14 protein-coding genes and 1 tRNA gene are annotated in these 14462 nt (G+C 73.9%); 7 read left to right on the forward strand and 8 right to left on the reverse strand.

What is annotated here, in order from left to right:
- Positions 1-4 precede the first annotated feature (4 nt).
- Positions 5-2209, forward strand: a complete 2205-nt coding sequence (locus ACWIX7_RS10315; protein WP_448621448.1) for a transglycosylase domain-containing protein — start codon at positions 5-7, stop codon at positions 2207-2209.
- 44 nt (positions 2210-2253) lie between these two features.
- Here the strand turns inward: ACWIX7_RS10315 and ACWIX7_RS10320 are convergent, their stop codons facing one another.
- The 5 genes from ACWIX7_RS10320 to ACWIX7_RS10340 form a co-directional block, all read right to left on the reverse strand.
- Positions 2254-2580 (reverse strand): hypothetical protein, encoded by a 327-nt coding sequence (locus ACWIX7_RS10320; protein WP_448621449.1) that lies wholly within the window; start codon positions 2578-2580, stop codon positions 2254-2256.
- An 83-nt stretch (positions 2581-2663) separates the two neighbouring features.
- The gene (locus tag ACWIX7_RS10325) at positions 2664-2948 is read right to left on the reverse strand and encodes a phosphatase RsbU N-terminal domain-containing protein (RefSeq protein ID WP_448621450.1); all 285 of its coding nucleotides are present in this window, start codon (positions 2946-2948) and stop codon (positions 2664-2666) included.
- A complete protein-coding gene (locus ACWIX7_RS10330; RefSeq protein WP_448621451.1) occupies positions 2945-3334 on the reverse strand; it encodes an STAS domain-containing protein in 390 nt (129 codons plus the stop codon). The genes ACWIX7_RS10325 and ACWIX7_RS10330 overlap by 4 nt, the downstream gene beginning before the upstream one ends.
- Positions 3331-4236 (reverse strand): STAS domain-containing protein, encoded by a 906-nt coding sequence (locus tag ACWIX7_RS10335; protein WP_448621452.1) that lies wholly within the window; start codon positions 4234-4236, stop codon positions 3331-3333. The genes ACWIX7_RS10330 and ACWIX7_RS10335 overlap by 4 nt, the downstream gene beginning before the upstream one ends.
- Entirely contained in the window at positions 4233-5312 is a 1080-nt protein-coding gene (locus ACWIX7_RS10340) for a sigma-70 family RNA polymerase sigma factor (RefSeq protein WP_448621453.1), read from the reverse strand. The genes ACWIX7_RS10335 and ACWIX7_RS10340 overlap by 4 nt, the downstream gene beginning before the upstream one ends.
- A 290-nt stretch (positions 5313-5602) precedes the next feature.
- On the opposite strand from ACWIX7_RS10340, the gene ACWIX7_RS10345 reads away from it, so the two are divergent.
- A complete protein-coding gene (locus ACWIX7_RS10345) occupies positions 5603-5899 on the forward strand; it encodes a hypothetical protein (protein ID WP_448621454.1) in 297 nt (98 codons plus the stop codon).
- A gap of 118 nt (positions 5900-6017) precedes the next feature.
- On the opposite strand, the gene ACWIX7_RS10350 is transcribed toward ACWIX7_RS10345, so the two are convergent.
- Positions 6018-6470, reverse strand: a complete 453-nt coding sequence (locus ACWIX7_RS10350) for a GatB/YqeY domain-containing protein (protein ID WP_448621455.1) — start codon at positions 6468-6470, stop codon at positions 6018-6020.
- 55 nt (positions 6471-6525) lie between these two features.
- Between ACWIX7_RS10350 and ACWIX7_RS10355 the strand changes: the two genes are divergently transcribed.
- From ACWIX7_RS10355 to ACWIX7_RS10375, 5 genes are all read left to right on the forward strand, one after another.
- Positions 6526-7437 (forward strand): metallophosphoesterase, encoded by a 912-nt coding sequence (locus ACWIX7_RS10355; RefSeq protein WP_448621456.1) that lies wholly within the window; start codon positions 6526-6528, stop codon positions 7435-7437.
- Between the two features lie 68 nt (positions 7438-7505).
- A tRNA-Pro gene (locus ACWIX7_RS10360) sits at positions 7506-7579 on the forward strand.
- A 105-nt stretch (positions 7580-7684) separates the two neighbouring features.
- Complete coding sequence (locus tag ACWIX7_RS10365; RefSeq protein ID WP_448621457.1) at positions 7685-9037, forward strand: hemolysin family protein; 1353 nt, start codon at positions 7685-7687, stop codon at positions 9035-9037.
- Positions 9034-10128 (forward strand): hemolysin family protein, encoded by a 1095-nt coding sequence (locus ACWIX7_RS10370; protein ID WP_448621458.1) that lies wholly within the window; start codon positions 9034-9036, stop codon positions 10126-10128. Before ACWIX7_RS10365 ends, ACWIX7_RS10370 begins: the two co-directional genes overlap by 4 nt.
- Before the next feature lie 4 nt (positions 10129-10132).
- Entirely contained in the window at positions 10133-11935 is a 1803-nt protein-coding gene (locus tag ACWIX7_RS10375; protein WP_448621459.1) for a prolyl oligopeptidase family serine peptidase, read from the forward strand.
- 153 nt (positions 11936-12088) lie between these two features.
- Here the strand turns inward: ACWIX7_RS10375 and ACWIX7_RS10380 are convergent, their stop codons facing one another.
- Together ACWIX7_RS10380 and ACWIX7_RS10385 are read right to left on the reverse strand one after the other, a co-directional pair.
- On the reverse strand, positions 12089-13147 hold the full coding sequence (locus ACWIX7_RS10380) for an aspartate-semialdehyde dehydrogenase (protein ID WP_448621460.1): 1059 nt from the start codon (positions 13145-13147) through the stop codon (positions 12089-12091).
- Positions 13144-14412: an aspartate kinase gene (locus ACWIX7_RS10385; RefSeq protein WP_448621461.1), complete on the reverse strand. Its 1269-nt coding sequence runs from the start codon at positions 14410-14412 to the stop codon at positions 13144-13146. Before ACWIX7_RS10385 ends, ACWIX7_RS10380 begins: the two co-directional genes overlap by 4 nt.
- Positions 14413-14462: the final 50 nt, after the last annotated feature.

A 14462-nucleotide genomic window follows, 5' to 3' on the forward strand; every position in this document is an offset into this window, starting at 1 on the left:
CCCGATGTCTGCCGACGCCCCTGATCGCGCCCGGGTCCTGGCGAAGCTCGCCGCGACGATCGTCCTCGCCGGTGCCCTGGTCGCCGGGATGCTGCTGCCGTTCGTGGGCGGCACCGGCCTCGCCGCACGCAACTCCGCCTCGCTGCTCGACGCCCTGCCGGTCGAGCTGACCGACGAGACGCCGGCGGGCAACACCCGCGTGCTGGCGGCCGACGGGTCGCTGATCACGATGTTCTACCGGAACGACCGGGTGCCGGTGACCTCCGACCGGATCGCCCCGGTGATGAAGCAGGCGCTGGTCGCGATCGAGGACTCCCGCTTCGAGGAGCACAACGGCCTCGACGTGCAGGGCACGTTGCGGGCACTGGCGACCAACGTGGCGGCCGGCTCGGTGCAGGAGGGCGGCTCGACGCTCACCCAGCAGCTGGTCAAGCAGACCCTCGCGCAGACCGCCGACACCGCCGAGGAGCGGCAGGCGGCCACCGAGGAGAGCGTGGGCCGCAAGCTGCGGGAGGCGCGGATGGCCCTCGCCCTGGAGGAGGAGTACTCCAAGGACGAGATCCTCACCCGCTACCTCAACCTCGTGTACTTCGGCCAGGGCGCCTACGGCGTGCAGGCCGCGGCGCAGCGCTACTTCAGCGTCGACGCCGCCGACCTGACCCTGCCGCAGGCGGCCATGCTCGCCGGCCTGGTGCAGAGCCCGTCCAACGACGACCCGGTCACCAACCCGGAGAACGCGTTCGACCGCCGCAACCAGGTGCTGCAGCGGATGCTGGACCTCGGCCTGATCGACCAGGCCCAGTTCGCCGAGGTCTCGGCCCAGCCGGTGCAGGTGGCCCAGGGCGCCGCCGCGCCCAACGGCTGCATCGACGCCACCGTCGGCGGTTTCTTCTGCGCCTACGTGGCCGACTACCTCACCGGCACGCTGGGCCTGAGCCAGGAGCTCATCGACAACGGTGGCCTGACGATCCAGACGACGCTGCGGCCGGACCTGCAGCGTTCCGGTGACCAGGCGGTCCTGGGCGAGCTGGCCATGGGCGACTCACTGGCGGGCACGTTCACCGCCGTCGAGCCGGGCACCGGGCACGTGCTGGCGATGAGCGCCAACCGCCGCTTCGGCTGCGACGGCCCCGAGTGCGAGTCGGTGAACCTCAACGTCGTCCCCGGGCAGGGCTCCGGCTCCACCTACAAGGTCTTCACCGCGGCCGCCGCGCTCGAGCAGGGCTTCCCGGTCTCGCACGTCATCACGGCGAGCGAGCCCTACGTCTCGCGCGTGTACAAGGACGGCGCCGGGCGCTACGACGTCGAGAACGTCGGCAACAACTACCCGCGGACGCTGTCGATGTCCGAGGCCCTGGTGCGCTCGTCGAACACGTACTTCCTGGCGCTGGAGGACCAGCTGGGCAGCGTGGAGGGCCCGGTGCGCATGGCCGAGCGGATGGGCCTGTTCAAGTTCAGCGACCCCGGCCTGCCGCAGCAGATCATCGACGAGAACCGCGGGTCGTTCACCTTCGGGCCCGAGTCGACCAGCCCCCTGGCCCTGGCCAGTGCCTACTCCACGCTGGCGGCCAACGGCACCCGGTGCGAGCCGACGCCGGTGACCGCCGTGCTCGACCGCAACGGCGAGCCGCTCGCCGGCGAGGACGGCCGGCCGGTCGTCGACGGCGACCGCTGCACCCCCGACGCGGTCCCGGCCGAGGTCGCGGCGACCCTCAACCAGGTCCTCGTCGGGGACACCGAGTCGCCGTTCGGCACCGGCCGCAATGCCGCCATCCCCGGGCACCGGGTCGCCGGCAAGACCGGGACCAGCCAGGACAACCTCTCGGTGGCGTTCGTGGGCTACACCCCGCAGTACACGGCGAGCGTGATGGTCTACAACCCCAAGGAGCGCGAGCAGGTCCGCGGCTTCGGCGGTGGGATGCCGGCGACGATCTTCTACCACGCGATGTCCCCGATCCTCGCCGGGCAGCCCGCGGTGCCGTTCACCGCACCGGCGCCGGCGCCCGCGCCCGCGGCTCCGGCGGCGGCCGAGACGGCGCCGGACGCCGCAGCCACACCGTCCCCCGCCGCGGACCCCGCCGCCGTCGAGCCGGTGCCGGCCGACCCGGCCGCGCAACCGGCGGCCGCGCAGCCCCCCGCGGCTCCGGTCGACGCGACGGCCGGTGCCGGGAACGGGACCGGGGGCAGCGACACCGGCGCGGACGGCTGAGCCGCTCCGGCGGTGACCGGCGGAGCAGGCCGGGGCGGGCGGTGTCACCGGCCACGCGCGCTCCCCCCGGGTCTCGGGGGACGGCGCGGGACGACGGTGGCGCCCTGCTGGAGGAGATCGGCCAGGACGCGTTCCGCCGTCCGCCGGCGGGCGTCGGCGCGGTCCCGCAGCACCGCGGCGAGGTGGGGGCTGGCGCACCGCCCGGCGCGCTCGTCGAGCACGTCGGTGGTCTCCACGTAGAGGGCGTACCGGCGCAGCAGGTCGAGCAACTCCCGACGGGACTCGAACGGCGGCCGGAGCGGCACCGACCCCCCACCGGGTGCTCCGGGGAGCCGGGACGGACTGCTGCCGACGGCGCCGCGCACGGTCACGGTCGCCACCTCCTCGCGATCGGCTATGGCCTGTCACAGGAGGAGACGCGCCCGGGGCGCGGGCATGACGCGGGCCGTGTCGTTCAGGAGCCGGGGCCGCGCCGCGCCATGTCGTAGCTGGCCAGGACCTCGACGAGGAAGTCCGACGCCGACCGGGCGATGAGCGGCGCCTCGGCGGCCGGGCTGCCCCGGAGCACCTCCGCGAGGACGTCGTGGTGGACCTGGACGACCTCGAGCATGCTCCGGCCGTCGGCCAGAGCACCGCGCCCCAGCTGGTAGCCGCTGTGCAGCGCGGACTCCTCGTGCCACGACAGGTACCGCAGGAACGCGGCCCGGTAGTCCCGGAGCAGGGTCTCGCGGGCCGTCATCTCCGCGGCGCCGGCGGTGCCGTGACGTAGCCGTCCAGCTCGGCCAGGCCCTCCTCCAGGTCCAGTGCGGTGACCACCCGGCCGGTGTCCATGCCGAGCTCCACCATGGCGAACGCGACGTCCGGCTGGATCCCGACGATCACGGTCACCGCTCCGCGCAGCCGGGCCATCTCGCCGATGTCGCGCAGCGTCCGGGACGCGAAGGAGTCCAGGACGTCGAGTGCGGCCACGTCGATGACGACCCCTCGCGCACGGTCGGAGCCGATCCGTTCCACCAGGTCCTGCTGGAACCGCACCAGCTGCGAGTCGTCCAGGGCGGTGTGGATCGACGCGATCAGGTACGGGCCCTGCCGCAGGATCGAGAAGAGCCGCGGGCCACCGTTCACGGCCCACCGTTCCCGTCCTCGCGGGACACCGCGTACCCCAGGAGCCGCTCGGCCTCCTCGAGGCCGCCCTGCAGGTCGCCGATGGTGTTCATCTTCGACAGGTCGACGCCGATGGTGACCAGCGTCTGGGCGATCTCCGGGGACAGCCCCGTGATGATCACGCTGGCTCCCATCAGCCGCGAGGCGTCGACCGTCCGCACCAGGTGGTTGGCGACGGACTCGTCGACGTCCGGGACGCCGGTGATGTCGACGACGACGACCTTCGCCCGGTGCGTGCGGATGCCACCGAGCAGCTGCACGGTCAGCTGTCGCGCGCGCTCCCGGTCCAGCACCCCGATGATCGGCAGGATCAGCAGCCGCTCGCGGACCGGCAGCACCGGGGTCGAGAGCTCGCGGATGGAGTCCTGCTGCTGTCGGATGACCCGCTCGCGCTCCTCGACGAAGCTGACGGCGACGGTGTTGGCGATGCGGTTGGCGGCCGGCTCGTAGGCGTCGAGCACGCGGTTGAGCAACGCGAAGTCGCGCTGGTACTTCTCGAACAGCGACCGGGCCAGGACGTCGCGCAGCAGGAGCACGATGCCGACGACCTCGTGGGTCTCCACGCCGCGCGGGATGATCCGCTCGGACAGGTCGCGGGCGTAGTGCTGCAGTGCCTCCACGCTGCCGGTCTCCAGGACCTCGACGTAGTTGTCGTAGACCAGCGTGGTCTCGGCGGACATCTCCTGGGCGGTCATCGCCTGCAGGAGGTGGGCCTCCTGGATGCGGCCGACCCACTCCTGACGGAGCCGGGTGCGGTGCTCGCGCAGGTGCGCCACCAGTTGCGGGAGGAGGGTGTCCCCGTCGAGGTCGTCTGTGGCGCCCGTCGGAGCCACGGTCACGCTCGGGTCCTCGTACCTGGTCATGCCTCTCCCCGCCACTTCGTCATCGTCACCGTCGTACCGCGGCCGGTCTCGGAGACCACCGCGAACTCGTCCATCAGCCGTCGGGCGCCCGGCAGCCCCAGCCCGAGCCCCCGGTAGGTGCTGTAGCCGTCCTTCAGCGCCTGGTCGATGTCGGGGATCCCCGGGCCGACGTCGCGGGCGACGATGGAGATCCCCGTCCGGGGCTCGTGCAGCTCCGTCACGACGACCTCGCCGGAGTCCGCGAACCGCACGATGTTGCGGGCGATCTCCGACACCGCCGTCGCGATCAGCGTGATGTCGGTGGTGGAGAACTCCAGCCGGGTGGCGACCTCACGAGCGGTCTGCCGGGCGGCGACGACGTCGGCGTCGGTGCGCACGGCGACCCGCACGGCGTCGTCCCGGGACCGTCCTCGTCCCACCAGCGGTCCGGAGAGCCGCGCGCACAGGTCGCACTCCAGCAGGTGGCGAGCGGCGTCGACCTCGCGCTGGCGACGACGGTCGCCGCTGGAGATGGCCAGCAGCACGGGACGGCAGCGCTCCGTCGGCGGCTCGACCCGCTCGGAGACGAGCAGGTACTCCACCCGCAACCGGGCGCGGGTGCGGTTGAGCTGCGCGGCCACCGCGCCGGCGGTGGACCCCAGCTCAGCGGCGAGCGACCGGGTGTCCTGGCCGGAGACCTCGTGGGCCAGCAGCGTCGCCCGCTCGCGGTCGGACAGCCGGGTCAGGGCCTCCGCGACAGCGGCGCGGTCCTCGCGGGCGAGGACGTCCTCGTCAGGCGCCTCGGGCGGTCGCAGGTCGACGACGCGGTGCTGGTGCCGCCGCTGCCGGTCCTGGTCCCGCCACATGGAGGTGACGACGTTGCGCGCCGTCACGATCGCGTAGGGCTCGAGCATCCCCGGCTCCACCCGGCCGGCGGCGGCGAGGACCCGGGTCAGGGTCTCCTGGACCAGGTCGTCGGCGGTCGCCGGGTCGGGGACGCGGGACGCCACGATCCGGCGGACGAGCGGGATGAGCGCTGCGACGTCCGCGGACCCGCAGTCACCTCCCGGGCTCCCCACCGGCTCGACCGCCGCCACCCGCGAGACGGTACGCCCGGGGGTCCCCCGTCGGCGCGCCGAACGGATCGCCGGTGGACGCCTTCCCCACCCGTGCATGACGCGGTGCTCCAAGTCGCCTCGACAGGTCCGGACGACGCGCCGAGACGCAGGGAACCGCATCTGAGCAGCGGTGACACCAGGACAGGAACCGGGAGGAGCGGCCCGCCAGCCCTCGTCACCCGCCCCGGCGAGCGGCGTCTTCACCCGTGCATGGCCGTACTCCATCCGGCACGAGGCGCCGGGACGGCTCACGAGCAAGGAGGCTCCACATGGTCAGCACATGGGCACGCAAGGCCGTCGTCCCGGTCTTCGCTGGAGCGGCGATAGTCGCTGCTGCGACGCCTGCTGCGGCGCAGCCGAACCAAGACGGACTGATCAACGTCGCCGTCGGCGACGTGACGATCCTCGAGGACGTGAACATCGGGGTGGCGGCTCAGGTCGCGGCCAACCTCTGCGGCCTCAAGGTCGGGCCGGTCGCCGTCCTGGGCACGGCCGTGGACCGCAGCGGTGAGACCGAGACGGTCTGCACGACCGACCAGGGACCGGTCACCCTCGAGCAGAACTGACGAGCACCGGCCGGCGGGCCCCTGACCCCGGTCCGCCGGCCGGCCCGGTCCCGCTCCCCCGGCCCCGTCCCGAGGCTCGCCCCGAGCTCGCGAGGGGTGAGGAGGACGGGGTCCTTCTTCAGCCCAGCTGGCGGCGCACCTCGGCGGCCACCCGGCCGCCGTCGGCCCGGCCGGCGACCTCCTTCTGCACCGCGCCCATGACCCGGCCCATGTCCTTCATGCCGCTGGCGCCGGTGCGGGTGACGACGTCGGCGACCAGCGCGGCGAGGTCGGCATCCTCCAGCTGCGCGGGCAGGTAGGCGGCGACCACGTCGCCCTCCGCCCGCTCCCGGTCGGCCTGCTCGGTGCGGCCGGCGGTGGCGAAGGCGTCGGCGGCCTCCCGGCGCTTCTTGGCCTCGCGGCGCAGCACCGCCTGCACCTCGTCGTCGCTGAGCTCGCGGGCCTCCTTGCCCGCCACCTCCTCCGCGCTGACCGCGGCGAGCACCATCCGCAGCGTGGCGGTGCGCAGCTCGTCGCGGGACTTCATGGCGGTGGTCAGGTCGGCGCGCAGCTGCTCCTTGAGATCGGACACGGGCTCCAGCCTCGCACGGCGCTCCGGGACGACGCGCTGCGTAACCTGGGCTGCCGTGCGCGCGACCACAGCCCTGCCCGCCGCCGTCCTCGGGTCCGCGACCGCGGGGATCGCCTACGCCTCCCTCTACGAGCGCAACCGCTGGACGCTGCGCCGCTTCGAGGTCCCGGTCCTGGCGCCCGGCTCGGCGCCGCTGCGGGTGCTGCACCTGTCCGACCTGCACATGACCGCCGGGCAGCGGTCCAAGCAGGAGTGGGTGGCCTCGCTGGCGGAGCTGCAGCCGGACCTGGTGGTCGACACCGGGGACAACCTGGCCGGGCACGACGCGGTGCCCGGGACGCTGCGCGCGCTCGAGCCGCTGCTGGACCTGCCCGGCGCCTTCGTCATGGCGAGCAACGACTACTACGCGCCGCGGCCGAAGAACCCGCTGAAGTACTTCAAGCGGGACCACGTGCGCGTGCACGGCGACGAGCTGCCCTGGCGGGACCTGCGGGACGCGCTCGCCACCCGGGGCTGGATCGACCTCACCAACGCGCGCGGCGAGCTCACGGTCGCCGGACGGCGGATCGCCTTCGCCGGCGTCGACGACTCGCACCTCCGGTTGGACCGCTACGACCTCGTCGCCGGCCCCGCCGACCCGACCGCGGACCTGCGCATCGGGCTGGCGCACTCCCCCGAGCCGCGCGTGCTCGACCGCTTCGCCGCCGACGGCTCCGACCTGCTGCTGTGCGGCCACACCCACGGCGGCCAGTTGCGGGTGCCCTTCTACGGCGCGCTGGTGACCAACTGCGGCATCGACCGCGCCCGGGTCCGCTGGGTGCACCGCTGGGCCGAGCCGTCGGCGAGCAACCCGCACGGCACCTGGCTGCACGTCTCCGCGGGCCTGGGCACCAGCCCCTACGCGCCGTACCGCTTCGCCTGCCCGCCGGAGGCGACGCTGCTCACCCTCACCGCCCGCCAGGGCTGAGGCCCGGCGGTCCCCCGAACCGCCCGTCAAGCCTGATCCGGGCGTCGGCTAGACTCGTCGACGTACTTCGGGGTGTGGCGCAGCTTGGTAGCGCGCGTCGTTCGGGACGACGAGGTCGCAGGTTCAAATCCTGTCACCCCGACACTGCTCAGGGGCCGCCGCGAGGCGGCCCCTGAGTCGTTCCGGGGCTCGGCACGCCACGGCCCTGTGGGTTGACCCGACTCGCATCCGGGCACCGGGCCACCCGATGACCGAGTGGTTGCTCCTCCTCGCCGCCGTGCTGCTCACGGCACTGACCGGTTTCTTCGTGGCCGCCGAGTTCTCCCTGACCACGGTCGACCGCGGGCGGGTGGAGCAGGCCGCGGCGTCCGGGGACCGCCGGGCCGGCGGTGTGGTCGCGGCACTGCGCACCCTGTCCACCCAGCTCTCCGCCGCCCAGCTGGGCATCACGATCACCACGCTGGTCGTGGGCTACCTCGCCGAGCCCGCGCTGGGCCAGCTGCTGCGCGGGCCGCTGGAGGCGGCCGGCCTGCCCTCCGGGTGGGCCACCGGCGTCTCCTACGGCCTGGCGCTGGCCCTGGCCACCGCGCTGCAGATGCTGCTCGGCGAGCTGGGGCCGAAGAACCTGGCCATCGCCCGCCCGCTGCCGGTCGCCGCCGCGGTGGCCCCCGGGATGCGCGCCTTCACCCGGGTCACCGGCGTCGTCGTGCACGCGCTCCAGACCCTGGCCAACGCCATCGTCCGGAGGCTGGGCTTCGAGCCGCGCGAGGAGCTGGAGTCCGCGCGCGGCGCCGACGAACTGGCCGCGGTGGCCCGCCGGTCGGCCGAGGAGGGCGACCTCTCCCCGCGGGCGGCCCGGCTGCTGGAGCGCTCGCTGGCGCTGCGCGACAAGGTCGCCGCCGACGTGATGACCCCGCGCACGCAGATGTGGGCGCTGCACGCCGACGCCACCGCGGCCGACGTCATCGCCGCCGCGGTCGCCTCGGGCAGCTCCCGCTTCCCGCTCTACGGCGCCGGCCTCGACGAGGTCACCGGGCTGGTGCACGTCAAGCACGCCGTCGCCGTCCCCGAGGACCGCCGGGACGCCGTCCCGGCCGAGGAGCTGGCCGCGCCGATCCTCACCGTCCCCTCGCTGCTGCGGGTCGAGCGGCTGCTGGACCTGCTGCGCGAGGAAGGCCTGCAGATGGCCCTGGTCGTCGACGAGTGGGGCGCCACGCACGGCGTCGTGACGCTGGAGGACATCGTGGAGGAGGTCGTCGGCGAGATCGCCGACGAGACCGACCGCCCGCTGCGGCTGCTGCGCCGGGTCGACGAGCGGACCTGGCTGCTGTCGGGCCTGCTGCGCCCCGACGAGGTCCGCGAGCGCACCGGCGTCCCGGTGCCCGAGGGCCGCTACGAGACGCTGGGCGGCTACCTCGCCGAGCAGCTGCAGCGGCTGCCCGAGGTCGGGGACACGGTGCCCGTCGAGAGCGGGGAGCTGACCGTGGAGACCCTCGAGGGACGGCGGGTGGCCCGGGTGCGGGCCCGCATGCGCGAGGGGTACGCGTCAGGGGCGACCGCCGTCCGGCTCGTCGAGATCGAGAAGGAGCCCGCGGCGTGACCGACGTCCTCAGCCTGCTGGTGCTCGTCGCGCTGCTGCTGGGCAACGCCTTCTTCGTGGCCGCGGAATTCGCGCTGGTCACCGCCCGGCCCGACCAGCTGGAGCCGAAGGCGGCCGCCGGCTCGACGCGGGCCCGGAAGACCATCCGTGCCATGCGCAACGTGTCGTCGATGATGGCCGGCGCCCAGCTGGGCATCACGCTGTGCTCGCTGGGCCTCGGCGCGGTCGGCGAACCCGCGGTGGCGCACCTGATCGAGGCGCCGATGGCCGCGCTCGGCGTCCCCGAGGGGCTGCTGCACCCGATCGCCCTGGTCATCGCGCTCTCGCTGGTGACCGTGCTGCACATGGTGCTCGGCGAGATGGTGCCCAAGAACATCACCATCGCCGGGCCCGACCGCGCTGCGCTCCTGCTCGGCCCGCCGCTGGCGACGTTCGTCCGGCTGCTGGGGCCGGTGATCCGGCTGTTCAACGCCGCGGCGAACGGGCTGGTCCGGCTCGCGGGCGTGCAGCCCACCGACGAGGTGGCGGCCAGCTTCGACGAGGCCGAGATCCGCTCGATGATCAACCAGTCGCGGCGGGAGGGCCGGCTGGGCAGCGAGGTCGGCGAGCTGGCCGCCGGGGCGCTCACCTTCGACCGCGACGAGCTGGACTCGGTGCTGCTCCCCCTCGAGCGGCTGGTCACCGTGCCGCGTTCGACGACGCCCCGGCAGCTGGAGGCGGTCGTCGCCGAGCACGGCTTCAGCCGCTACCCGGTCCGGGACGACGACGGCGCGCTGCTCGGCTACGTGCACGTCAAGGACGTGCTGGGGGTGGACGCCGCGGCCCGCGACCTGCCGATCGCCGACGAGCACGTCATCGGCTTCATCCCGCTGCAGCCCGGCGCGGCCCTGCCCGACGTGCTGGCGGCGATGCGGGACTCCGGCGCACACCTGGGCCGGGTGGTGGAGGCTGAGCGCACCCTCGGCCTGGTCGCGCTGGAGGACGTGCTGGAGCGGCTGATCGGCGACATCCGCGACGCCGCCGCGGAAACCTCCCGCCGGCTCGAGGACCCCGCCCGGAGCGGGGCCGGGGCCGGGGCCGGGGGAGGATGAGCCGGTGAGCTCCGAGCCGACCGCCCTCTCCCCCGAGGTCACCGCCCGCTGGCAGGCCCGCTTCCGCGCGCCCCGGGTGAGCCTGCCCGACTGGGCGCTGGAGGCCCCGCACCGCAACCTGTACGCCTCCGACGTCAGCGGCGTCGTCGAGCAGTACGCGTGGGACCGCACCACCGACGCCCACCGGCAGGCGACCGACCGGGCCAACGGCACGCTGATCGGCACGCTGAGCCCGGACGGCGAGACGATCTGGTGGTTCGCCGACACCGACGGCGACGAGTTCGGCGTCTGGATGACCCAGCCCTTCGCCGGTGGGGAGGACCGCGTCGCCGTCCCCGAGGTGGGGCCGGCCTACCCGGCGGGCCTGGAGGTCGGCCGCCGGGTGGTGGCGATCGGCCGCTCGACGGACGATGGCTCGGAGCTGTGGCTGGTGCCGTCCGGGGGCTCGCCGCGGGTGGTCTACCGGCACGAGGACCCGGCGTCGGTGGACGCGCTCACCCACGACGAGGACCTGCTGGTCATCTCGCACTCCGAGCACGGCGACCCGCGCTACCCGGCGCTGCGGGTGCTGCGCACCGACACCTCCACCGAGGACGCGCCCTCGGTCGTCGCCGAGAAGTGGGACGGCGAGGGCCGCGGCCTCCACGCGCTGGAGTTCGCCCCGCTGCCCGGCGACCGGCGGCTGCTGGTCGGCCACGAGCGGCGCGGCCGCGAGGAGCTGCTGGTCTGGGACGTCGCCACCGACACCGAGACCGAGGTCGTGCTCGACCTGCCCGGCGACGTGACCGCCGGCTGGTACCCCGACGGCTCGGCGCTGCTGGTCGGCCACGACCACGCCGCGCGCAGCGAGCTGTACCGCTACGACCTGGCCAGCGGCGCGCTGGAGCGGCTGGACACGCCGCGCGGCGTCGTCCGCGGGGCCACCGCCCGCCCGGACGGCGCGGTGGAGCTGGCCTGGTCGAACTCCGAGCGTCCGCCGGTGGTCCGGCGGGCCGACGGGCCGGTCGTGCTGGCCGCTCCCGGGGAGGAGCCGCCGGCGGCCTACCCGGTGGAGGACCGCTGGGTGCCCGGCCCGGGCGGCGACATCCACGCCCTGGTGGTGCGCCCGGCGGGCCCGGCTCCGTACGCGGCGGCGTTCCTGGTGCACGGCGGGCCGGAGTCGGCCGACGACGACTCCTACCGCGCCCGCCGCGCGGCCTACGTGGACGCGGGGTACGCCGTGGTGCACGTGAACTACCGCGGGTCTACCGGCTACGGCAGCGCGTGGCGCGACGCGCTCACCGGCCGGCCGGGGCTCACCGAGCTCGAGGACGTCGCCGCCGTCTACGACGCGCTGGTCGAGGAGGGGTTCCTCGACCCGTCGCGGGCGTTCATCTCGGGCGGGTCGTGGGGCGGGTTCCTCACCCTGCTCGGCCTGGGGACGCAGCCGGAGCGCTGGGCCGCCGGGATCGCCGAGGTGCCGGTGGCCGACTACCTGGCCGCCTACGAGGACGAGATGGAGGGCCTGCGGGCCTACGACCGGGCGCTGTTCGGCGGCTCACCGGACGAGGTGCACGACGTCTACGTGCGCTCCTCGCCGATCACGTATGCCGAGCAGGTGGCCGCACCGGTGCTCGTCGTCGCCGGCGCCAACGACCCGCGCTGCCCGATCCGGCAGATCGACAACTACCTGGCGCGCCTGGAGGAGCTCGGCAAGCCGCACGAGGTGTACCGCTTCGACGCCGGCCACGGCTCGCTGGTCATCGAGGAGACCATCCGCCAGGTCGAGGTGGCGCTGGACTTCGCCCTGCGTCACGTCAAGCCGTGACACCGTGACACTGTCGGCCTACCGGCCGACACCGCGGCCACGTGGCGTCCCCGACCTGCGCTGAGCCGGGAGCCGTCCGCCCTCGGGGGACCCTCCGGGCCCCCGCTCGGCCGGACCCGGCTGCGCCGGTCCGTCCCCGTGGGTGGTCGACTCTCAAGCCTTCCGGTTCGCCAGGATCAACTCGGCGATCTGGACGGTGTTGAGCGCCGCGCCCTTGCGCAGGTTGTCGTTGCTGACGAATAGCGCCAACCCGCGGTCGCCGTCGACCCCCGGGTCCTGCCGGATGCGGCCGACGTAGCTCGGGTCGCGGCCGGCCGCCTGCAGCGGCGTGGGGACGGCCGTGAGCTCCACACCGGGCGCGGTGGACAGCAGCTCGGTGGCCCGGTCGACGGTCAGCGCCCGGGCGAACTCGACGTTGAGCGACAGCGAGTGCCCGGTGAAGACCGGCACGCGCACGCAGGTGCCCGACACCCGGAGGTCGGCGATGTCGAGGATCTTGCGGCTCTCGTTGCGGAGCTTCTGTTCCTCGTCGGTCTCGAACGTCCCGTCGTCGACCAGTGACCCGGCCAGCGGCAGCACGTTGAAGGCGATCGGCTTCACGTACTTCGCCGGCTCGGGGAAGGAGACCGCCGAGCCGTCGTGGGTGAGCTCCGCGGCCTTGTCGACGACCGCCTTGACCTGGGTGTCGAGTTCCTCCACGCCGGCCAGGCCGCTGCCGGAGACCGCCTGGTAGGTGCTGGCCACGACGCGCACCAGCTGCGCCTCGTCGTGCAGCGGCTTGAGCACCGGCATCGCGGCCATCGTGGTGCAGTTCGGGTTGGCGATGATCCCCTTCGGGATCGACGCCAGGGCGTGCGGGTTGACCTCGCTGACGACCAGCGGGACGTCGGGGTCGCGGCGCCAGGCCGAGCTGTTGTCGATGACGGTCACACCGGCCTCGGCGAACCGGGGCGCCTGCACCCGCGAGGTCGAGGCGCCGGCCGAGAAGATCGCGATGTCCAGGCCGGTGGGGTCGGCGGTCGCGGCGTCCTCGACGGTGATCTCGCCGTCCCCCCACGGCAGGGTGCTGCCCGCGGAACGGGCGGAGGCGAAGAAACGCAGCTCGGTGAGGGGGAAGCCGCGCTCGGCGAGGAGCTGTCGCACCACGCCGCCGACCTGGCCGGTGGCGCCGACGACGCCGACCCGCAACCCGTCGCTGCTGAAGAGGCTCATCGTCCCGTCCCTCCGTAGACGACCGCCTGCGCCTCGTCGGTGCCGAGGTCGAAGGCGTCGTGCACCGCGCGGACGGCGAGGTCCACGTCGGTGTCCCGGCACACCACGGAGATGCGGATCTCCGAGGTGCTGATCAGCTCCAGGTTGACACCGGCGTCGGCCAGCGCACCGAAGAAGCGCGCGGACACGCCTGGGTGGGAGCGCATGCCCGCCCCGACCAGCGACACCTTGCCGATGTGCTGGTCGAAGGTGACGTCGGCGTAGCCGATGGTGTTCTTGACCTTCTCCAGCGCGGCGAGGGCCGCCGGCCCGTCGCTCTTGGGCAGCGTGAAGGAGATGTCGGCGAGCTTGCTGGCCGCGGCCGACACGTTCTGCACGATCATGTCGACGTTGACCTCGGCTTCGGCGAGCACGCGGAACAGCTGCGCGGCCTCGCCCGGGCGGTCGGGCACCCCGAAGACGGTGATCTTGCCCTCGGAGCGGTCGTGCGCGACGCCGGTGATGATGGCCTGTTCCACCGTGAGGTCCTCCATCGAGCCGGTCACCGTGGTGCCGGGGAGCTGGGAGTAGGAGCTGCGGACGTGCACCGGGATGCCGTAGCGGCGGGCGTACTCGACGCAGCGGAGCATGAGCACCTTCGCGCCGGAGGCGGCGAGCTCGAGCATCTCCTCGTACGTCACCGTGTCCAACCGCCGGGCGTTGGGCACGATCCGCGGGTCGGCGGTGAAGACGCCGTCGACGTCGGTGTAGATCTCGCAGACGTCGGCCTGCAACGCCGCGGCGACGGCCACGGCGGTGGTGTCGGAGCCGCCCCGGCCCAGCGTGGTGACGTCCTTGGTGTCCTGGCTGACGCCCTGGAAGCCGGCGACGATGACGATCGAGCCCTCGTCGAGGGCGTTCCGCAGCCGGCCGGGCGTGACGTCGATGATCCGCGCCTTGCCGTGGCTGGAGGTGGTGATCACCCCGGCCTGCGAGCCGGTGAACGACCGGGCCTCGTAGCCGTGGGTGTTGATCGCGATCGCCAGCAGCGCCATGGAGATGCGCTCGCCCGCGGTGAGCAGCATGTCCAGCTCGCGACCGGCCGGGGCGTCGGTGATCTGCGCGGCCTGGTCGAGCAGCTCGTCGGTGGTGTCGCCCATCGCGGAGACCACGACGACGACGTCGTTGCCCGCTTCCTTGGCCGCCACGATCCGCTCGGCGACGCGCTTGATGTGCGCTGCGGAGGCGACGGACGAGCCGCCGTACTTCTGGACGACGAGGGCCACGGGTCCACAGGCTACCGACGTCCGCGGGGACGGCCGTGCTTGCGTCCCCC

Source organism: Geodermatophilus sp. URMC 65, assembly GCF_053502545.1.

Bases quoted from the DNA above. Each gene is read 5' to 3' on its own strand.
- ACWIX7_RS10315 (WP_448621448.1), top strand. From the start codon at position 5: ATGTCTGCCGACGCCCCTGATCGCGCCCGGGTCCTGGCGAAGCTCGCC.
- ACWIX7_RS10325 (WP_448621450.1), bottom strand. From the start codon at position 2,948: ATGACGGCCCGCGAGACCCTGCTCCGGGACTACCGGGCCGCGTTCCTG.
- ACWIX7_RS10380 (WP_448621460.1), bottom strand. From the start codon at position 13,147: ATGAGCCTCTTCAGCAGCGACGGGTTGCGGGTCGGCGTCGTCGGCGCC.
- ACWIX7_RS10365 (WP_448621457.1), top strand. From the start codon at position 7,685: ATGACCGAGTGGTTGCTCCTCCTCGCCGCCGTGCTGCTCACGGCACTG.
- ACWIX7_RS10345 (WP_448621454.1), top strand. From the start codon at position 5,603: ATGGTCAGCACATGGGCACGCAAGGCCGTCGTCCCGGTCTTCGCTGGA.
- ACWIX7_RS10335 (WP_448621452.1), bottom strand. From the start codon at position 4,236: ATGACCAGGTACGAGGACCCGAGCGTGACCGTGGCTCCGACGGGCGCC.